Annotated in this window: 18 protein-coding genes; 6 read left to right on the top strand and 12 right to left on the bottom strand. The window is 60.9% G+C overall.

All coding sequences use genetic code 11. The annotated features are described in order from the left end of the window. Window positions 1-16: 16 nt before the first annotated feature. Window positions 17-946, top strand: coding sequence for a LysR family transcriptional regulator (locus KW846_RS14590; RefSeq protein ID WP_218483010.1), 930 nt, complete (start codon window positions 17-19; stop codon window positions 944-946). Between the two features lie 315 nt (window positions 947-1261). Next, window positions 1262-1996: a helix-turn-helix transcriptional regulator gene (locus KW846_RS14585; protein ID WP_102702258.1), complete on the top strand. Its 735-nt coding sequence runs from the start codon at window positions 1262-1264 to the stop codon at window positions 1994-1996. A 79-nt stretch (window positions 1997-2075) separates the two neighbouring features. Here KW846_RS14585 and KW846_RS14580 read toward each other — a convergent pair whose 3' ends face one another. The 3 genes from KW846_RS14580 to KW846_RS14570 form a co-directional block, all read right to left on the bottom strand. Beyond that, complete coding sequence (locus tag KW846_RS14580; protein ID WP_218483008.1) at window positions 2076-3029, bottom strand: adenosine deaminase; 954 nt, start codon at window positions 3027-3029, stop codon at window positions 2076-2078. Between the two features lie 82 nt (window positions 3030-3111). Continuing rightward, a complete protein-coding gene (locus KW846_RS14575) occupies window positions 3112-4077 on the bottom strand; it encodes an isopenicillin N synthase family oxygenase (RefSeq protein WP_218483005.1) in 966 nt (321 codons plus the stop codon). Window positions 4078-4188: 111 nt separating this feature from the next. Further along, complete coding sequence (locus tag KW846_RS14570) at window positions 4189-5271, bottom strand: BMP family ABC transporter substrate-binding protein (protein WP_218483003.1); 1083 nt, start codon at window positions 5269-5271, stop codon at window positions 4189-4191. 278 nt (window positions 5272-5549) lie between these two features. On the opposite strand from KW846_RS14570, the gene KW846_RS14565 reads away from it, so the two are divergent. After that, window positions 5550-6638 (top strand): calcium:proton antiporter, encoded by a 1089-nt coding sequence (locus tag KW846_RS14565; protein WP_218483000.1) that lies wholly within the window; start codon window positions 5550-5552, stop codon window positions 6636-6638. A 125-nt stretch (window positions 6639-6763) separates the two neighbouring features. Here KW846_RS14565 and KW846_RS14560 read toward each other — a convergent pair whose 3' ends face one another. The 3 genes from KW846_RS14560 to KW846_RS14550 form a co-directional block, all read right to left on the bottom strand. After that, complete coding sequence (locus KW846_RS14560; RefSeq protein WP_007971866.1) at window positions 6764-8122, bottom strand: 8-oxoguanine deaminase; 1359 nt, start codon at window positions 8120-8122, stop codon at window positions 6764-6766. Between the two features lie 258 nt (window positions 8123-8380). Beyond that, the gene (locus KW846_RS14555) at window positions 8381-9070 is read right to left on the bottom strand and encodes an SDR family oxidoreductase (RefSeq protein ID WP_007971868.1); all 690 of its coding nucleotides are present in this window, start codon (window positions 9068-9070) and stop codon (window positions 8381-8383) included. A 19-nt stretch (window positions 9071-9089) separates the two neighbouring features. Then, window positions 9090-9446 carry a MerR family transcriptional regulator gene (locus KW846_RS14550; protein ID WP_033047544.1) on the bottom strand — a complete coding sequence of 119 codons (357 nt, stop codon included), beginning with the start codon at window positions 9444-9446 and terminating at the stop codon, window positions 9090-9092. Between the two features lie 82 nt (window positions 9447-9528). Between KW846_RS14550 and KW846_RS14545 the strand changes: the two genes are divergently transcribed. Further along, window positions 9529-10020, top strand: coding sequence for a hypothetical protein (locus KW846_RS14545; protein WP_218483367.1), 492 nt, complete (start codon window positions 9529-9531; stop codon window positions 10018-10020). Here KW846_RS14545 and KW846_RS14540 read toward each other — a convergent pair. The 6 genes from KW846_RS14540 to KW846_RS14515 form a co-directional block, all read right to left on the bottom strand. Next, window positions 10017-10943 (bottom strand): ABC transporter permease, encoded by a 927-nt coding sequence (locus KW846_RS14540; RefSeq protein WP_116582405.1) that lies wholly within the window; start codon window positions 10941-10943, stop codon window positions 10017-10019. The genes KW846_RS14545 and KW846_RS14540 overlap by 4 nt on opposite strands. After that, complete coding sequence (locus tag KW846_RS14535; protein WP_218482999.1) at window positions 10943-12049, bottom strand: ABC transporter permease; 1107 nt, start codon at window positions 12047-12049, stop codon at window positions 10943-10945. The genes KW846_RS14540 and KW846_RS14535 overlap by 1 nt, the downstream gene beginning before the upstream one ends. Window positions 12050-12060: 11 nt before the next feature. Next, window positions 12061-13626, bottom strand: a complete 1566-nt coding sequence (locus KW846_RS14530; RefSeq protein WP_218482996.1) for an ABC transporter ATP-binding protein — start codon at window positions 13624-13626, stop codon at window positions 12061-12063. Window positions 13627-14207: 581 nt separating this feature from the next. Further along, the gene (locus KW846_RS14525) at window positions 14208-14789 is read right to left on the bottom strand and encodes a YigZ family protein (protein WP_015093345.1); all 582 of its coding nucleotides are present in this window, start codon (window positions 14787-14789) and stop codon (window positions 14208-14210) included. Between the two features lie 6 nt (window positions 14790-14795). After that, on the bottom strand, window positions 14796-15446 hold the full coding sequence (locus tag KW846_RS14520) for a TetR/AcrR family transcriptional regulator (RefSeq protein ID WP_116582402.1): 651 nt from the start codon (window positions 15444-15446) through the stop codon (window positions 14796-14798). Between the two features lie 161 nt (window positions 15447-15607). Further along, a complete protein-coding gene (locus KW846_RS14515) occupies window positions 15608-16528 on the bottom strand; it encodes a LysR family transcriptional regulator (RefSeq protein WP_007971880.1) in 921 nt (306 codons plus the stop codon). A 139-nt stretch (window positions 16529-16667) separates the two neighbouring features. Here KW846_RS14515 and KW846_RS14510 point away from each other — a divergent pair, with 139 nt between their 5' ends. Continuing rightward, window positions 16668-18017 carry an aspartate aminotransferase family protein gene (locus KW846_RS14510; RefSeq protein WP_218482994.1) on the top strand — a complete coding sequence of 450 codons (1350 nt, stop codon included), beginning with the start codon at window positions 16668-16670 and terminating at the stop codon, window positions 18015-18017. Window positions 18018-18091: 74 nt separating this feature from the next. Further along, a complete protein-coding gene (locus KW846_RS14505; protein WP_218482991.1) occupies window positions 18092-19585 on the top strand; it encodes a CoA-acylating methylmalonate-semialdehyde dehydrogenase in 1494 nt (497 codons plus the stop codon). Window positions 19586-19907: the final 322 nt, after the last annotated feature.

Raw genomic sequence — 19907 nt, 5'->3', positions numbered from 1 at the left:
ATAATCGGTGCTCTTGATGCTGCGTTTCGATGACTTGCAGTTGTTTGTCCGGGCGGCGGACCTGGGCAGTCTGTCCGCCGCCGCGCGGGGCATGGACATGTCGGCGGCGGTGGCCAGTGCAGCGCTCAAGCGCATCGAACGGCAACTCGGCGCCCGTCTATTGGCCCGTTCGACCCGCAGCTTGCGCCTGACCGCCGAAGGCGAGGGCTTTCTCGAATACGCCCGCGCGGCCCTGAGCAATCTCGACGAGGGCCGGCGATTACTGGCCAGCGGTCAGGACCAGGTCAGCGGGGTTCTGCAACTGTCGGCGCCGTCGGACTTTGGCCGCCATCTGCTGTTGCCCTGGCTTGACCAGTTTCAGCGCGAGCATCCGAAACTGACCGTGCGCCTGCTGCTGGGGGATCGCATCGCCGACCTGTTCCGCCAGCCGGTAGACATTGCCTTGCGCTACGGTGAACCGGAGGACTCCAGTCTGGTGGCGCTGCCCATCGCCCCGCAGAACCGCCGGGTGTTGTGCGCCGCTCCCGACTATCTGACACGCCACGGCGAACCGCGCCATCTGGAGCAACTGGCACAGCACAACTGTCTGTTGTACATGCTCGGCAGCAGGGTCCACGATCACTGGAGTTTTCACGACGGCAAACGCGAAGTCAGCCTGACCGTTAGCGGCGATCGCTTCAGTGACGATGCCGATGTCGTTCGCCTTTGGGCCGTGGCCGGTGCCGGGATCGCCTACAAATCCTGGCTCGATGTCGCCGCCGATGTACTGGCCGGCCGCTTGAAGGTGCTGATGCCGGAACTGCTCTGCGAGCGCGCACCGTTGAATCTGTTGTGCGCCCATCGCGCGCAATTGAGTAAGCCGGTGAACCTGTTGCGCGAAATGCTTGTCAGCCGATGCGCCCTGTTGAGCAGTCAATTTCCGGGCTTTTCGGATACCGATCATTAGTCGCACAAAAAAAGAGAAATTTCCCTCAGGAACGATCACCACCTAAGCCGGGCATCGGGCAGGAACCTCCGACCAACCCGCATATACTAGCGCTCTCATCATGTAAGTAGCGTCGATCCCCAATGGCGGGTCAACGTTCGAGTCGGCCCGGCAGCACGGTCATCCTTCTGACCTTCGCGGCATCGGCCAGGCAGCGCTAATGAGTGAGTAAGGCGTTGCCGGATTCATGGCAGTTTCCACGGATTGGCCGACGACACATTACTGGTCAAGATGTTTCTGGTCAGAAGACGAAACGATTCAACAGGGAGTGAATACATGGAACATGCACCTTGCATCAGCCAGATCGCCACATTGCTGGCTGACCCAAAGCGCAGCGCAATGATGTGGGCCTTGATGGATGGTTCGGCGCGAGCAACCGAAGAGTTGGCATTGCTGGCCGGCCTGTCACCGTCTTCGGCCAGTGCACACCTGGGACGTTTGTCCGCTGGAGGTCTGTTAAGGGTTGAAAGCCGCGGCCGCAAACGCTTCTTCCGCCTGGCTGCCCCGGAGGTCGGGGCGGCAATCGAAGCGCTGGCCAGCGCGACCTTCGCCAGCGCGCCCCAGGATATTCCGGAGGTGTTCAAGCGCAATGCGCCACTCGTCAAACCCCGGGCAGTGCGCTCGTCATTGCTGAGTGCCCGGCTGTGCGACGATCACTTGGGGGGTACCCTGTCCGCCGACCTGTATCAGCGACTGCTGGAAGCGGGTTGGATCGAACATTCGGATCAGCGGGTCACGGTCACGCTCAAGGGCGCGACGGAGTTGGCGGCACGGGGTGTGTTCATCCAGGCGCTGGCCCATCACAACGGCAGGGTTGCCTGCGCGTGCCCTGACTGGAGCGAAAGACGCCCGCACATGGGCGGCTCGCTGGGGGCCGCCTTGTTGCAACTGTTCATGCAGTCGGGGTGGCTGAGCCTGCCCAACGATTCCCGGGCCTTGCAGGTGACGGCCTCCGGGCAACGCGAAATTCATCGCTTTGCCCTGGAAACCGAGCTGGAAATGGCGTTGTAGGCGCCGGCTTGCCAGCGATGGCGGCCTCCCATCCAGCATCGCTGGCAAGCCATCCAATTACACGGTTTGCGTTTGCCCCTTAGGGTTTCACCAACCGCGCATCGAGACTGTTCTGTGCCAGGCGTCTGGCCTGGTCCTGGGTCATGCCCAGGTGGGTGTGCAGGGCATGGAAGTTCTCCGTGACATAACCGCCGAAGTACGCCGGGTCATCGGAGTTCACGGTCACTTTCACACCGCGTTCCAGCATGTCGAGAATGTTGTGCTGCGACATGTGATCGAACACACACAGTTTGGTGTTCGACAGAGGGCACACGGTCAGCGGGATCTGCTCGTCAATGATCCGCTGCATCAGGCGCTCGTCTTCGATGGCGCGTACGCCATGGTCGATGCGCTGGATTTTCAGCAGGTCGATGGCTTCCCAGATGTACTCGGGCGGGCCTTCTTCCCCGGCGTGGGCGACGGTCAGGAAGCCTTCGTGACGGGCACGGTCGAACACGCGCTGGAACTTGCTCGGCGGGTGGCCCATCTCGGAACTGTCCAGACCCACGGCGACGAACGCATCGCGGAACGGCAGTGCCTGGTCGAGGGTTTTATGTGCTTCATCTTCGCTCAGATGGCGCAGGAAGCTTAGGATCAAACCGCTGGTGATACCTAGCTGCTGCTCGCCATCCTTCAGCGCGGCGGCGATACCGTTGAGCACCACTTCGAAGGGGATGCCGCGGTCGGTGTGGGTCTGCGGGTCGAAGAACGGTTCGGTGTGAATCACGTTCTGCTCTTTGCAGCGCAGCAGGTATGCCCAGGTCAGGTCATAGAAATCCTGGGAGGTGCGCAGTACATCGGCACCCCGGTAATACAGGTCGAGGAACTCCTGCAGGTTGTTGAAGGCATACGCCTTGCGCAAGGTTTCGACGTCGCTCCATGGCAAGGCAATCTTGTTGCGCTCAGCCAGGGCGAACAACAGCTCGGGCTCCAGCGAGCCTTCCAGGTGCAGGTGCAATTCTGCCTTGGGCAGGGCGTTCAGCCAGTCATACATGATTCTTTTCTCATCAGGTGCAATGGTCGCCATTCTACAGAGGGTTGCCGCAACAATTGGTAAAACCTGACCAGGCGGTTCATCACACCTCTTCCTGTTCCCGTCGATAAGCGTAGGTATCGGCGAAGCGCGAGAGCAGGAACCTGGAGCAGGTCGTGGCCGGGTATTTAGCCGGGTGCAATGCATCCTGACACCCGGGCAGGCATTCGATGCGGGTATCCGGGTGCGGCTCGGCAAAGAACGGCATCGAATAACGATCCACGCCGAGCGGGCTGATCACCCGGTGCGGCGTCGACAGGTAACGATCGTTGCTCCAGCGCGCCATCATGTCGCCGAGGTTGACCACGAACGTACCGTCGATCGGTGGCGCGTCGATCCATTCGCCTTTGACGTTGCGTACCTGCAAGCCACCGGCGGCGTCCTGATAGAGCAGGGTGATGCAGCCGTAGTCGGTATGGGCGCCAGCGCCTTGCTGCTCGATGGAGCTGGCCGTGTGACGCGGCGGGTAGTGGATCAGGCGCAACACGCTGACCGGGTCATTGAAGCGAGTGTCGAAGAAGTCGCGCTCAATCCCCAGCGCAATGGTCATTGCCCGCAACAGCGTTTGTGCGAGGGCCTGCATGTCGATGTAGTGTTGCTCCATCAGCGCTTGCCAACCGGGCAGGGACGGATGGCGATTGGGGCCGCGCAAGGGTTTTTCCGCCAGTACGTCAGGGTGGTCGGCCGGCAGGTGCAGGCCCATGTCGAAGGTTTCCTTGAGGTCGCTGGGTTTGCTCGGGTCCAACTGTTCGGTGGAGATGGCGCCGTAGCCGCGATGATGACGGGTCTGGGTGATGTCGATCTTGAGTTTTTCGGCAGTGGGTTGGGCGAAGAAGCGTTTGGCGTGGTCGAGCAGGGCGTCGATGCGCGCGGCACTGATTGGATGGCCCTTGATGTAGAAAAACCCCCACTCGCGGCAGGCGTGGTCGATGTGTGCGGCCACGGCTGGCCAGGCGTTCTGGTCGTCGCTGTAGAGCGGGGCGATGTCGATGATGGGAAGTGGGTTCATGCGCAGTCCTTGAAAACGCTGAATTTCCAATGTAGGAGCTGCCGCAGGCTGCGATCTTTTAAAAGCAAGATCAAAAGATCGCAGCCTGCGGCAGCTCCTACAAAGTGTGTGTTACTTCGGTATTTCCGCCTTCATGCCTTCCACGTAGTAGTTCATCGACGCCAGTTCCGCCGTGGTCGCGCTCACGCCCGCCGGGATTTTTTCGACGCCGGCCTGATCCTTGATCGGCCCGGTGAACGGCTGCAGCGTACCGCTCTTGATATTGGCGATGAGCTGTTCGGCTTCGCTTTTCACCGCTGCCGGCACCAGGTCGCTGATCGGTAGCTCAACCGTGCCTTCTTTCAAACCGCCCCAGTAGTCCTGGGACTTCCAGTCATGATCGATCAGGCTTTGGGCTGCCTGAATGTAGTGCGGGCCCCAGTCGTTGACGATGGAGGTCAGCACCGCCTTCGGTCCGAAGTGCGCCATGTCCGAAGCATAGCCCACCGCATACACGCCGCGACGTTCGGCGGCCTGGATCGGCGCCGGGCTGTCGGTGTGCTGGAACACCACGTCCACGCCCTGATCGATCAGGGCGTTGGCGGCATCCGCTTCCTTGCCCGGATCGAACCAGGAGTTGACCCACACCACCTTGATCTCAGTGCCAGGGTTGTACTTGTTCAGGGCCAGCTGGATGGCGTTGATGTCGCGGATCACCTCCGGGATCGGGAACGAGGCGACATAGCCGATCTTCCTGGTCTTGGTCATCTTCGCCGCGAGGAAGCCGCCGACGTAGCGACCTTCATAGGTGCGCGCCAGGTAGGTGCCGAGGTTCTTGTCTTGCTTGTAGCCGGTGGCGTGTTCGAAGGTCACCTGGGGAAACTGCCTGGCGACTTTCACGGTCGGGTTCATGTAGCCGAAGGAGGTGGTGAAGATCAGGTCGTATTTGTCCTTGGCCATGTTGCGGATCACCCGCTCGGCGTCGGCCCCTTCGGCGACGTTCTCCACGTAGTTGGTGGTGATCTGCGGGCCGAATTTTGCCGCGAGCTCCTTGCGTCCCTGTTCATGCTGATAGGTCCAGCCGTGGTCGCCGATCGGGCCGATGTAAACGAAGCCGACTTTCAGCGGGTCGTTGGCGCTGGCACTCAGGCTGGCGCCGAGGCCGATGGCGGCGGTAACGGCGCAAAGCAGCTTCTTCAACGGACGGTTGTGCATGAATTGGAGCTCCATTTTGTTCTGTGGTTGGCAGGGGCAATGCAAATGGCTGACCAACCGGACAACAAAATCAAAAGATCGCAGCCTTCGGCCGCTCCTGCATGGCTTCGCGTACCTCTGTAGGAGCTGCCGAAGGCTGCGATCTTTTTCAACACCGGAACCAACGCAGTGCATCTGCCCAACCTCACGCCACCCTCTGGTGCGCTAAGGTAAAACGAAACGTTAACGCCACCCCGCAGTCAGTAGCTCATCGGCACCACTCGGCAAAAAGGCTCGCCATGCTCACCACCCTCAAGCAAGAAGGCTTCCTGCTGTTGGCGTTGATCGCCGCGTGCGTGGCCTATCCGCTGGAGCACTGGATGCTGCACAGCGGCCAGGGCATCGCATTGATCAGCGGGCTGGTGCTGATCGCCTTCATCGTCGCCGCCTCCATGCGCGTTGCCCATCAGGCCGAGTTGCTGGCGGAGAAGGTTGGTGATCCCTACGGCACGATGATCCTGACCCTGGCCGCCGTGCTGGTGGAAGTGGTGATCCTGGCGATCATGATGAGCAACGAAGCCTCGGCCACGCTGGTGCGCGATACGATCTACTCGGCGGTGATGCTCGACATCAATGGCATCCTGGGCCTCGCGGCGTTGATGGGCGGGCTCAAGCATGGCGAACAGTCCTATAACGACGATTCGGCGCGCAGTTACAGCGTGATGATTCTCACCGCCATGGGGGTCTCGATGGTGGTGCCGGAGTTCATTCCCGAAGCGAGATGGAAGCTCTTTTCGGCCTTTACCATCGGCACGATGGTGGTGCTCTACGCCTTGTTCCTGCGCATGCAGGTCGGGCCGCACAGTTATTTTTTCAGCTACAGCTACCCGGACAAGCGCCGCAGGAAGGAGCCTGGCGCGGAACGGCAGCCGGTCAATCTGGTGCTGAGTATCGGCACGCTGGTGTTCGGGGTGGTGGTGATTGGCGCGCTGGCCGAAGTGATGTCCAGGACCCTCGATCTGGGACTGGAAGGAACGGGGGCACCGCCGGTGATTACGGCGATCCTGGTGGCGGCGATCTCTGCGGCGCCGGAGATCTTGACCGCATTACGCGCGGCACTGGCCAACCGCATGCAGTCGGTGGTCAACATCGCCATGGGCGCGTCACTGTCGACGGTGATCCTGACGGTGCCGGTGATGGAGGCGATGGCGCTCTATACCGGCCAGCCATTCCAGATGGCCATGACCCCGGTGCAGACCGTGATGGTGTTTCTCACCCTGATCGTCAGCGCGATCAATCTCAACGACGGCGAAACCAACGCCATCGAAGGGATGACGCATTTCGTGTTGTTTGCGACGTTTATCATGTTGTCGCTGCTGGGACTCTGAAGGCCCCCACAAAACCAATGTGGGAGCGGGCTTGCTCCAGAAGGCGTCGTACCAGTCAATACTCATGTGACTGACACTCCGCTTTCGCGAGCAAGCCCGCTCCCACAGTTTTAAACGGTGTTGTGTCAGGTCCCGGCAATCAACTGTCGCGCCGCCTGGCTGTGATCGGCAATCAAGCCTTTCAGATCCAGCCCCTCGACCTGTCCGTCAATCACCCGCCACTTACCGCCGACCATCACCCGGTCCGCGCGATCGGCACCGCACAGCAGCAGGGCCGAGACCGGATCATGGCTACCGGAGAAGCGCAGTTCATCCAGTTTGAACAGCGCCAGGTCGGCCTGCTTGCCCACCGCCAGTTCACCGATATCGGTACGCCCCAACAGGCTGGCCGAGCCTTTGGTCGCCCAGCCGAGCACGCGTTCCGGGGTGATCTTCTCGGCGCCGTAGCGCAGGCGCTGGATGTACAGGGCCTGGCGCGCTTCGAGCATCATGTTCGAGGCATCGTTGGAGGCCGAACCGTCCACGCCCAGACCCAGCAGGGCGCCGGCGTCAGTCAATTCGATGCTCGGGCAGATGCCCGAGGCCAGGCGCATGTTCGAACTCGGGCAATGGCAGATACCGGTTCCGGCGGCGCCGAGGCGGGCGATCTCGTCCGGGTTGAAGTGGATGCCATGGGCCAGCCAGGTACGCGGGCCGAGCCAGCCGACGCTGTCCAGATAATCCACGGTGCGCAGGCCGAAGCGTTGCAGGCAGAAATCTTCTTCGTCGAGGGTTTCTGCCAGGTGGGTGTGCAGGCGCACGTCGAGTTTGTTTGCCAGTTCGGCACTGGCCGACATGATTTCCGGGGTCACCGAGAACGGCGAGCAGGGTGCCAGGGCGATCTGGATTTGCGCGCCGTCACCGCGCTCGTGGTATTCGGCGATCAGCCGCTGGCTGTCGGCGAGGATCACTTCGCCTTCCTGCACGGTCTGTTGCGGCGGCAGGCCACCGTCCTTTTCACCGAGGCTCATGGAGCCGCGGGTGAGCATGGCGCGCATGCCCAGTTCGCGAACGCTCTCGACTTGCACGTCGATGGCATTTTCCAGACCTTCCGGGAACAGGTAGTGATGGTCGGCGGCGGTGGTGCAGCCGGACAGCAGCAATTCAGCCAGTGCGACCTTGGTGGCGAGGGCGAGCTTTTCCGGGGTCAGGCGTGCCCAGACCGGGTACAGGGTTTTCAGCCACGGGAACAGCGGCTGATTGACCACCGGTGCCCAGGCGCGGGTCAGGGTTTGATAGAAGTGGTGATGGGTGTTGATCAGGCCCGGCAGGATCACATGCTCGCGGGCATCGAACACTTCATTGCACGGCGCGCAAGGTTGCTGGCCGGCGCCGAGCACTTCGACGATCAAACCGTCTTGCAGCACCAGGCCGCCACGGGCATCGAGACCGTTGGAGGTGAAAATAGCGAGGGGATTTTTTAACCAGGTACGGGTCGCAGGCATGTTGGCCGGCTCCTCTGAAAATTGGGTTCAGGGTTGCCAGCTCAGTGTTGCCCTGTCTGCTGATCCAGGTTCGCCGGGGAGGCGAGGTGGGCAGTTTCGATCAAAACGCCGTTATGGGCAAGCCCGGTCCGACAGGACAACAAAACTCCTGTGGGAGCGAGCTTGCTCGCGATAGCGGTGTGTCAGTCAAATCGTTGTTGGTTGTGCCGCCGTCATCGCGGGCAAGCCCGCTCCCACAGGGTAGTGTGTTGGCAGTGATTACCAGGGAATGGTCTCACCCCGGTAATTGATGAAGTGATGCCCGCCCTTGCCGACATACGCATTCACCTGATCAACCAGGCCGCGGGTGCTGGTTTCGACATCGATGTCCGCGCCTTCACCGCCCATGTCGGTCTTCACCCAGCCCGGGTGCAGCGACAGGACCGTGAGCGTTGTATCGCCCAACTGAGTGACGAAGCTGTTGGTCATGGAATTCAGTGCTGCCTTGCTGGCCTTGTACAGCGCCAGCTCCGGCGCATCGGGCATGGTCACGCTGCCCAGCACCGAACTCATGAACGCCAGCACGCCGCTGTCCGGGCGGATCTGTTCGACAAAACGCTGGGCCAGGTTGATCGGCGCCACGGCGTTGGTGAAAAACAACTGACCGACGTCGGCCATCGTCGCGCCACCGTTGGGTGTCTGGACATCCGGCCCCTTGACCCCGGCATTGACGAACAACAGGTCAAACACCTCGCCCTTGAGTTGTTGGCTCAGGGCGGACACCGCGGGCTGATCGTCCATGTCGAGTTTTTCGATCCGCACCTTGCCCAGGGCCTGCAAGGCCTCGGCCTTTTGCGGGTCGCGCACGGTGGCAGTGACTTGCCAGCCATCGGCCAGCAGGGTTTTCACCAGCCCGAGGCCGAGCCCTCGGGAGGCGCCGATGATGAGTGCGGTTTTTGCCTTGGACATGAGTGGCTTCCTTGAGAGTTCAGGATCGTGGATTCAATGGACACTGTTGCCCGAGCCGTTGTTGCAACTCTTCGCGTAGCGCGCCGAGTTCGGCCATGCGGGCTTCGATCAGTTTGAGTTTGTCTTGCAGCAGTTGCGTGACGGCGCTGTCCGGGTCGGGCGACTGCCAGATTGCCGTGACGCTGTTGCCGATCTCGCCGAGGGTAAAGCCCAGCCGTTGAGCGGTCTTGATGTACTGCACCAGTTGCACCATGTCTGGCGGATAGTCGCGATACCCGTTGGCGCTGCGTTGCGCCGCGATCAATCCGCGTTGCTCGTAGAAGCGCAGCGTGTCGCGGCTGACGGCGCTGGCCCGGGCTAATTCACCGATGCGCATCATGACGTCTCGAAGGGGCTTGACCCTGGAGCATACTCCAGGCTTTAGCCTTGTTGCTCCCTGAATTGATGGAGCAATGACGATGTGGACTGCAGCGCAATATCGCCGGTTGGTGCAAGGCAGTGCCTGGTATGACTTGTTGGTGACGATGGCGTTTGTCACGCCGTGGAGTTTTGCAGCGTTGCATGGGGTTTTGACTGCGCTGAGCCAGGCGTTGAGTTTGCCTGGTGAGTTGCCGCCGTTCGAACCGGTGCACATGTTGATGGCGAATCTGTTGGGCTCGATCGTCTGCGTATGGTCGGTGCTGCGGATTCGCGATCCGCAGCAGGCTTTCGGGCGGTATGACGCCGTGGCCAGATTTCTGTTCTCGGCCTGGCAGGCTTATGCCCTGATCCAGGGGGCGAGTTCGATTCTGGTGGTTTTTCTGGTGTTTGAATTGGCGTGGGGCGTGGCTCAGGTGTTGCCTGTTCGGGCGCCTTCGCGAGCAAGCCCGCTCCCACATGGGATGGGTGTGAACCCGGTCAAATGTGGGAGCGAGCCTGCTCGCGAAGAGGCCGGCCCGGTCACCACCTAATGCCCAGCCTGCCACGGTTGCCCCAACGACACCGGCGCATACAACCGTGTCCGCAGCGCATCCCGTGACAAAAGCACCAGTACCACAATGGTCGCGACATACGGCAGCATCGCCAGCAGGCTCGACGGAATCGCCAGCCCCAATCCCTGCGCCACCAGGTGCAGGATGCTGGCGAGCCCGAACAGGTACGCGCCGAGCAGCAGGCGCCACACCCGCCAACTGGCAAACACCACCAGCGCCAGGGCAATCCAGCCGCGCCCGGCGCTCATGTTTTCCGCCCACATCGGCGTGTACGCCAGGGACAGATAGGCCCCGGCCAATCCGGCCATGGCGCCACCAAACAACACCGCCAACGTACGCACTGACAACACCGGCAAACCCATGGCACTGGCGGCAGCGGGATTTTCCCCGACGGCTTGAATGATCAGCCCGACACGGCTTTTCAGAATGACCCAGGCCACCAGCGCAAACAGTGTGAACGACAGATAGACCAACAGGTCCTGGGCAAACAGCATCCGCCCGATCAGCGGGATCTCGCTCAGATAGGGAATCGCCAAGGGTTCGAAACCCGCCAGCGGCTTGCCGACCCAGGCCGCACCGACAAAAGTCGACAGGCCCACGCCGAAAATCGTCAGGGCCAGACCGGTGGCCACCTGATTGGCATTGAACACCAGCGCCACCAGAGCAAACAGCGATGACAGCAGCATCCCGGCGAACATCGCCAGCACTACGCCGAGCCACAGGTGCCCGGTGTTGAACGCGACGATGAAACCGATCACCGCGCCAAACAGCATCATGCCTTCCTGGCCCAGGTTGAGGACGCCGCTTTTCTCGCAGATCAGTTCCCCCAGCGCCACCAACAGTAACGGCGTACCGCAGCGGACCATGGCGTAGAAAATATTGCTCAGCAGATCGATATCCATCACAACGCTCCTGCGTGTACGGCGGTGGCTTGGGCGCGGCGGGTCCAGCGCAGGTTCAGGCGCGGCCGGTAGAGAATCAGCACGTCACTGGCCAGCAGGAAAAACAGCATCATGCCCTGGAACAATTGGGTGATCGCTTGCGGCAGGTTCAGGCTCATTTGTGCACTTTCGCCGCCGATGTACAGCAGCGCCATCAACAGGCTGGAAAGCAGGATGCCAAGCGGATTCAGGCGCCCGAGAAACGCTACGGTGATCGCCGCATAGCCGTAGCCCGGCGAGACCTGCGGCACCAACTGACCGATCGGCCCGGTGACTTCGCACACACCGGCAAGGCCGGCCAGACCGCCGCTGATCAACAGCGCGAGCCAGATCAAACGTTTCTCGCGAAAGCCGACGAATCCGGCGGCCCGCTTGTCCAGCCCGAGCACCTTGATCTGGAAACCGACGAAGCTTTTCTGCAACAGCACCCACACCGCCACCAAGGCGAGCAGGGCGAAATACACCCCGGCATGAACCCGTCCATCCTCCATCAGGAGCGGCAAGCGGCTGGCATCCCCGAACATCGCTGACTCGGGGAAATTGAACCCGGCGGGATCCTTCAACGGACCGTGAACGCAAAACTGCAACAGGTTCAGCGCGATGTAGTTGAGCATGATGCTGGTCAGGATTTCATTGGCGTTGAAGCGCGTGCTCAACCATGCGGTCAGGCCGGCCCAGGCGGCACCGGCCAGGGTGCCGGTGAGCAGAATCGCCACCAGCGCCCAGCGGCTTTGCATATCGATGATATTGACCGCCAGCGCACTGCCGGCCAATGCACCGAGCAGCAGCTGACCCTCGGCACCGATGTTCCAGATGCGCGCCTGGTAGGCGACGGCCAGGCCCAATGCGCACAGCAGGATCGGCAGGGCTTTGACCAACAATTCAGAGACGCCATACAGGTCGCTGACCGGAGCGATCAGCAGCGTGTGCAAGGTCAGCAGCGGGTCATGCCCGAGCGCGATGAACAACAACGATCCACAGCCCAGGGTCAGCGCAGCCGCCAGCAACGGCGAGCACCACAGCATCAGCCGCGATTGCTGGCCACGGGGTTCAAGAGAAAGCAGCATGTGACACTCCGTTAGCGCGTGGCGGATGCGAGTGATTGAGGGGCTGCGAACTGACCGGCCATCCAGCCGCCGACATCGCTCAGGCGCGTATCGACCGTGGCGTGGAGCGCCGACAGGCGACCGTCGCACAGGGCGCCGAGGCGGTCGCTGATCTGGAACAGTTCGTCGAGGTCTTCGGAAATCACCAGGATCGCCGCGCCGGCATCGCGCAAGGCAATCAAGGCGCGGTGAATGGTGGCAGCCGCGCCGACGTCCACCCCCCAGGTCGGGTGCGCGGCGACCAGCAGCCTGGGTTGCTGAAGGATTTCCCGGCCGAGGATGAATTTCTGCAGGTTGCCGCCGGACAGGCTGCGGGCCGGGGTCTGGCTATCGGGTGTCTTGACCCCGAAACGGCGGATGATTTCCTCGGCCAGCGTTTCGACTCTGCTGCGCCGGATCAGACCCTTGCTCACCAGCCCTTGCTGGAAAGCGGTCAGTAGCGCGTTGTCTGCAAGGCTCAACTCTGGCACTGCGCCATGGCCCAGGCGTTCGGCAGGGACGAAGCTCAGGCCAAGTCTGCGACGTGCGTCGGGGTGTAAATGGGCAACCGGTTCCTGGCCAAAGCGCAGGGTTGCGCCTTCGTTGCGATTGAGGCGTTGTTCGCCGCTGAGCAAAGCCAGCAGCTCGTCCTGGCCATTGCCCGCGACCCCGGCGATACCGACGATTTCGCCGCTGCGCACTTCAAGGTTGATGTCCTTGAGCGAGCACCCGAACGGGTCCGGGTTGTGCCAGGACAATCCGCGTACCTCAAGGAACGCATCACCCCCGGCCACCTTCGGGTAGTTCGCGTTCAGCTCGGCCGCCTCACCGACCATCAGGCGCGCCAGTTGCTGATCCGTACAGTCGGCTGGCACGCAATGTCCGGTCACGCGCCCGCCGCGCAGTACCGTCGCGCTCTGGCACAACGCGCGGACTTCCCCGAGCTTGTGGCTGATGAACAAAATGCTGCAGCCCTCGGCGGCGAGCCGGCGCAGGGTGACGAACAAGTCGTCGGCCTCTTGCGGCGTCAGCACCGAAGTCGGTTCATCGAGAATCAGCAGGCGAATGTCCTGCATCAGGCAGCGAATGATTTCCACCCGTTGCCGTTCCCCGATCGACAGGCTGTGGACAAGTCGCTCCGGTTCCAGCGCCATGCCATAGCGTCGCGACACCTCGCGAATCTTCGGCTCAAGTTGTCTGGGTGTGCCTGCCGCCGCGCCCATGGCCAGGGCGATGTTCTGCGCCACGCTCAAGGTTTCGAACAGCGAGAAATGCTGGAACACCATGCCAATGCCCAGGCCTCGCGCCTGGGCCGGGTTGCGCAGGCTCACCCGCTGACCCTGCCAGATCACCTCGCCCGAATCGGCCTGTGTGACGCCGTAGATGATTTTCATCAGCGTGCTTTTGCCCGCGCCGTTTTCGCCAAGCAGGGCATGGATCTCGCCAGGGGCAATGGTCAGGTCGATGGCATCGTTGGCCAGGCAACCGGGGTAGCGTTTTGTGATTGCGCGCAGTTGCAGGCGCGGAACCGGATCCGGGATTGGAGCGTGATTGGGCATGACAGGCTCGGTGCTGTTGGACTTGTGCCTGTGGATAAAGCAATTTTCTGGCCATCAGGTCAGGAAAATCTTCAGGTCCTGTGAGCCGAGGTGTTGAGCCCGCGGCTTTCAAATGAGCCACGCAGAGCCCGGCACCACATAGGGGCAACAGCGCAAATCAAGCCCCGATTTTGCTCGTGGGCTTTTGCTTAAAAAATGATCAATCGACCACAAGCCATACCGTGCAGGGTGCCGAGACGGCCATGAACGGGTTATCCACAGATTGCTCCACAGTATTTGTGCGCAAGCTCAAGGCATGGGCATAAGCACTGGGTGGCTTTCTTCTAAAGGTGATAAATCGTTGTAACTGTTTGTTTTTACTTGAATTTGATGCGCTTGATGGCAGATTGGACGAAAATTGAGCAAAGTCCGCAAAGCCGCATGACAGAAGGGTTACAGCGGTATGTGCTCAGGTTATCCACAGCCGGGTGCACAGCAGATGTGGGCAAATATGGAATAAGTGGAAAAGCGGTGTGCCCCAAAAGATCGCAGCACGATTCCCTGTAGGAGCTGCCGAAGGCTGCGATCTTTTGCTCTTGTTTTCAGCGCTGCAAAAGAATACGTCCACGACTCAAATCGGCCAGCTGTGACTGCAAGGTATCGATCTGCGCATCGCCTACCGCCAACTGCAACTCGACCCCATTGGCGGTGAAGCTTTCATCCACAACCAGTCCACCTGCCTCCGCCACCCGCAGCTTGACCAACGCCAGTTCGGCAAACCCGCAAGCGCAACGCAACGGCACCCGGCTGATCAACTCAACCTTTGGCGCCGCTTGCAGGCATTTGTTCGCACCGCCGCCATAGGCCCGGGCGAGACCGCCGGTGCCCAGCTGGATGCCGCCGTACCAGCGAATCACCAGCACCGCGACCTGATCACAATCCTGTGCCTCTATCGCCGCCAGAATAGGCCGACCTGCCGTGCCGCCGGGCTCGCCATCATCGGTGCTGCGATATTGATCGCCGAGCTTCCATGCCCAGCAGTTGTGCGAGGCATTCAAGTCACTGTGCTGTTCAATGAACGCCTGGGCCTCGGCCGGGCTGGAGATCGGCGCGGCGAAGGTAATGAAGCGGCTCTTGCGAATCTCTTCGCGGTATTCGCAAAAACCGCTGAGGGTAAAAGGCATATGTATTTAGATGGCAGGTTGCAGGCCGCAGCCCTTGAGAATGATGCGGATCAGGTTGTCCCCGGCGTCTTCCATGTCTTGCTTGGTCAACTTGGTGCGCCCGGTGACGCGGCAGATCTGCGTGGCGAAGTCGGCGTAATGCTGGGTGCTGCCCCACAACAGGAAGATCAGGTGCACCGGGTCGACCGGGTCCATTTTACCGGCGTCGATCCAGGCCTGGAACACGCCCGCACGACCCTGGAACCAGGCGCGATAGTCCTGGTTGAAATACTCGGTCAGGCATTCACCGCCACTGATGACTTCCATGGCGAATATTCGCGAGGCTTGCGGCTGGCGGCGGGAGAACTCCATTTTGGCGCGAATGTAACGGGTCAAGGCCTCGGTCGGATCATCCTCGGCGGTGAGGGTGTTGAAGGTGCTGTCCCACAACTCGATGATGTTGCTCAGCACCGCCACGTACAAACCGAGCTTGTTGGTGAAGTAGTAATGCAGGTTTGCCTTGGGCAGCCCGGCGTTCTGGGCGATGGTGTTCATGCTCGTGCCTTTGTACCCGTGACGGGCGAACTCGTCTTCGGCGGCTTTGATGATGGTCTCTTCGTTCTTCTGACGAATGCGGCTGACGGGTTTTCCGCCGTGGGCTGGGACTTCAAAGGTCATAGGCACTTCCGAACAGGTAGGTGGGTGCAGCCAGTGCGTTGATAGCGTAAAACCGAAACCGCCACAACCCTGTAGGAGCTGCCGAAGGCTGCGATCTTTTGATCTTGATTTCAAGGATCAAAGGATCGCAGCCTTCGGCAGCTCCTACAGGGGGGGATTGTTCAACGCGTCGCGGCCAGGCTCTCGAGAAAACTCTCCAGCACCAGATGCGGTCGACGGCCCTTGCGTGTGACCGACGCCAGGCTCAGGTCATAGAAGCGCGTTTTGGCTTTCAACGCTCGCAACCGGCCCTGCTGCACCCAAAGACTTGCATAGTGATCCGGCAGATAACCGATATAGCGTCCGGTCAGGATCAGGAACGCCATACCCTCGCGGTCCGAGGCGCTGGCGGTGCAATTGAGCGCCTGGTAGTGAGCCTGGATCTCCGCCGGCAAGCGGAAGGTGGGGGCGATGGCGTCCTGACTGTTCAGGCGCTCGTCGTCCAGTTGTTTGTCGTCGACATAAAACAGCGGGTGGCCGACCGCGCAGTACAACAGCGATCGCTCGCTATACAGCGGTTGATATTCCAGTCCGGAAAGCGCGCTGGCCTGCGGCACCACGCCGACGTGCAGGCGGCCGTCGAGTACACCTTGTTCGACCTCGTTGGGCGCGATCATGCGGATCTGGATCTGCACGTCCGGGCCGCGCTCTTTCAACTGCGCGAGGGCATGGGTGATGCGCATGTGGGGCAGGGTGACCAGGTTGTCCGTCAGGCCAATGATCAATTCGCCACGCAAGTGCTGGTGCAGGCCGTTGACCTCGGTGCGGAAGCTTTCCAGCGCACTCAACAGTTGCAACGCTGATTGATAGACCTCGCGGCCTTCTTCGGTCAGGGAAAAACCGGCGCGTCCACGTTGGCACAGGCGCAGGCCGAGGCGTTGCTCCAGATCGCTCATCTGCTGGCTGATCGCCGAACGACCGATGCCCAGCACGGTTTCCGCTGCGGAGAAGCCGCCGCATTCCACCACGCTGCGAAAGATCCTCAGCAGGCGAATATCAAAGTCGCTGACCTGGGCCAGCGGATCGGGACGGCGAGTGCTCATGCGGGTTACTCGAAAGTTTAGTGATTGTCTGACTGAACATTAGAAGAGTTGCATTTCACCGACTTTATCCCCGTGGCAATTTAGCTGCAACAACGGTTTTCAATCATTACGCCGCTTATTGCCTTGCGAGGTTTTGCCCATGAACTTGCCTGAAAACGCCCCGACTTCGCTGGCCAGCCAGCTCAAGCTCGATGCTCACTGGATGCCTTACACCGCCAACCGCAACTTCCAGCGCGACCCGCGCCTGATCGTTGGCGCCGAAGGCAGCTGGCTGATCGACGACAAGGGCCGCAAGGTGTATGACTCGCTGTCGGGTCTATGGACCTGTGGCGCCGGCCACACCCGCAAGGAAATCCAGGAAGCGGTTGCCAGGCAACTGGGCACGCTCGATTACTCGCCAGGCTTCCAGTACGGTCATCCGCTGTCGTTCCAGCTGGCCGAGAAAATCACCGACCTGACCCCGGGCAACCTGAACCACGTGTTCTTCACCGACTCGGGCTCCGAGTGTGCTGACACTGCTGTGAAGATGGTCCGTGCCTACTGGCGCCTGAAAGGCCAATCGACCAAAACCAAGATGATCGGCCGTGCCCGTGGCTACCACGGTGTGAACATCGCCGGCACTAGCCTTGGCGGCGTGAACGGCAACCGCAAACTGTTCGGTCAGGCGATGATGGACGTCGACCACCTGCCCCACACTCTGCTGGCAAGCAACGCCTATTCCCGTGGCATGCCGGAGCAGGGTGGCATTGCCCTGGCTGACGAACTGCTCAAGCTGATCGAACTGCACGATGCGTCGAACATCGCGGCGGTGTTCGTCGAGCCATTGGCCGGTTCCGCTGGCGTGCTGGTTCCGCCACAGGGCTACCTCAAGCGTCTGCGTGAAATCTGCGACCAGCACAACATCCTGCTGGTATTCGACGAAGTGATCACCGGTTTCGGCCGTACCGGCACCATGTTCGGCGCCACCACCTTCGGCGTGACCCCGGACCTGATGTGCATTGCCAAGCAGGTCACCAACGGCGCGATCCCGATGGGCGCGGTGATTGCCAGCTCCGAGATCTACCAGACCTTCATGAATCAGCCGACGCCTGAATACGCGGTTGAGTTCCCCCATGGCTACACCTATTCGGCACACCCGGTGGCTTGCGCGGCGGGCCTGGCAGCACTCGACCTGCTGCAAAAGGAAAACCTGGTACAGAGCGTGGCCGAAGTCGCACCGCATTTCGAAAATGCGCTGCACGGCCTCAAAGGCACCAAGAACATTATCGACATCCGCAACTTCGGCCTGGCCGGTGCGATCCAGATCGCTCCACGTGACGGCGACGCGATCGTGCGTCCGTTCGAAGCCGGCATGGCGCTGTGGAAAGCCGGGTTCTACGTACGCTTCGGCGGCGACACCCTGCAGTTCGGCCCAACCTTCAATAGCAAGCCGCAGGATCTTGACCGCCTGTTTGACGCGGTCGGCGAAGTGCTGGGCAAGATCGACTGATTTCTCCTTCTATATACCTATAAACAACGGGCGTCCGGGAACGGGCGCCTGTGGACAACTTTTCAGGAGCTTCCATGAGCGTTATTCCGCATTTGATCAATGGCGAACTGGTGACCGAGAACGGTCGCGCGGTTGATGTGTTCAACCCGTCTACCGGCCAGGCTATTCACAAGTTGCCGCTGGCGACCCGCGAAACCATCCAGAGCGCCATCGACGCGGCCAAGGCTGCATTCCCGGCCTGGCGCAACACGCCGCCGGCCAAGCGTGCCCAGGTGATGTTCCGCTTCAAGCAACTGCTGGAGCAGAACGAAGCACGTATCGCGCAACTGATCAGCGAAGAGCACGGCAAGACCCTGGAAGATGCTGCCGGTGAACTGAAGCGCGGCATCGAGAACGTCGAGTTCGCTTGCGCGGCTCCGGAAATCCTCAAGGGCGAGTACAGCCGCAACGTCGGCCCGAACATCGATGCCTGGTCTGACTTCCAGCCATTGGGCGTTGTCGCCGGTATCACGCCGTTCAACTTCCCGGCCATGGTGCCGCTGTGGATGTACCCACTGGCGATCGTCTGCGGCAACTGCTTCATCCTCAAGCCATCCGAGCGTGACCCGAGCTCGACGCTGCTGATTGCCCAGCTGCTGCTGGAAGCCGGTTTGCCTAAAGGCGTACTGAGCGTGGTGCACGGCGACAAGACTGCAGTGGATGCGTTGATCGAGGCGCCGGAAGTCAAGGCGCTCAGCTTTGTCGGTTCGACGCCGATTGCCGAATACATCTACTCCGAAGGCACCAAGCGCGGCAAACGCGTTCAGGCCCTGGGTGGTGCGAAGAACCACGCCGTGCTGATGCCGGATGCTGATCTGGACAACGCTGTCAGCGCACTGATGGGCGCGGCTTACGGTTCTTGCGGTGAGCGCTGCATGGCGATCTCCGTGACCGTGTGTGTCGGTGACCAGGTCGCAGACGCCCTGGTGGCCAAACTGGTTCCGCAAATCCAGGCGCTGAAAATCGGTGCCGGTACTTCCTGCGGCCTGGACATGGGCCCACTGGTGACTGGCCAGGCTCGCGACAAAGTCAGCGGTTATGTAGAAGACGGCGTAGCCGCCGGCGCGACGCTGGTGGTGGATGGTCGTGGCCTGACCGTGGCCGGTCATGAAGAAGGCTTCTTCCTGGGTGGTTGCCTGTTCGACAACGTCACGCCAGAGATGCGTATCTATAAAGAAGAGATCTTCGGGCCGGTGTTGTGCGTTGTTCGGGTCAACAGCCTGGAAGAAGCCATGCAACTGATCAACGATCACGAGTATGGCAACGGCACCTGCATCTTCACCCGTGACGGCGAAGCGGCGCGGTTGTTCTGCGACGAGATCGAAGTCGGCATGGTCGGCGTCAACGTACCGTTGCCGGTGCCGGTCGCCTATCACAGCTTCGGCGGCTGGAAGCGTTCGCTGTTCGGCGACCTGCATGCCTACGGCCCGGATGGCGTGCGTTTCTACACCCGCCGCAAGGCCATCACCCAGCGCTGGCCGCAGCGTGCGAGCCATGAAGCTTCGCAGTTCGCGTTCCCTAGCTTGTAAGTAGAAGGGCGTAGAAGGCCGACCCATTGGGTCGGCCTTTTTGTTTTAGAGGCTTTTTTGATCTATATGACAGATTTGTGAAAATCAGTGCTTGACGACAGATTCTGGAGGCCTATAATTCGCCCCACTTCCGGCGCAGTCGAAACGGAAAACTCCTTGGTAAACAAAGAGTTACGCAGTTTTCGGCAGCAGGTTGCTTCAGGTCATCGAAGCGCCAAGGAAGTTGAAAAAGAGGTGTTGACAGCAGCGAGTAACGCTGTAGAATTCGCCTCCCGCTGACGAGAGATCGAAAGCGCAAGTGGTTGAAGTTGTTAAGGATTCC

This window comes from Pseudomonas sp. PDM32 (genome assembly GCF_019219225.1).
Lineage (GTDB): Bacteria > Pseudomonadota > Gammaproteobacteria > Pseudomonadales > Pseudomonadaceae > Aquipseudomonas > Aquipseudomonas laurylsulfatiphila.
The sequence above is the reverse complement of the archived record's forward strand: the minus strand, read 5'-3'. Positions and strand labels throughout refer to the sequence as shown.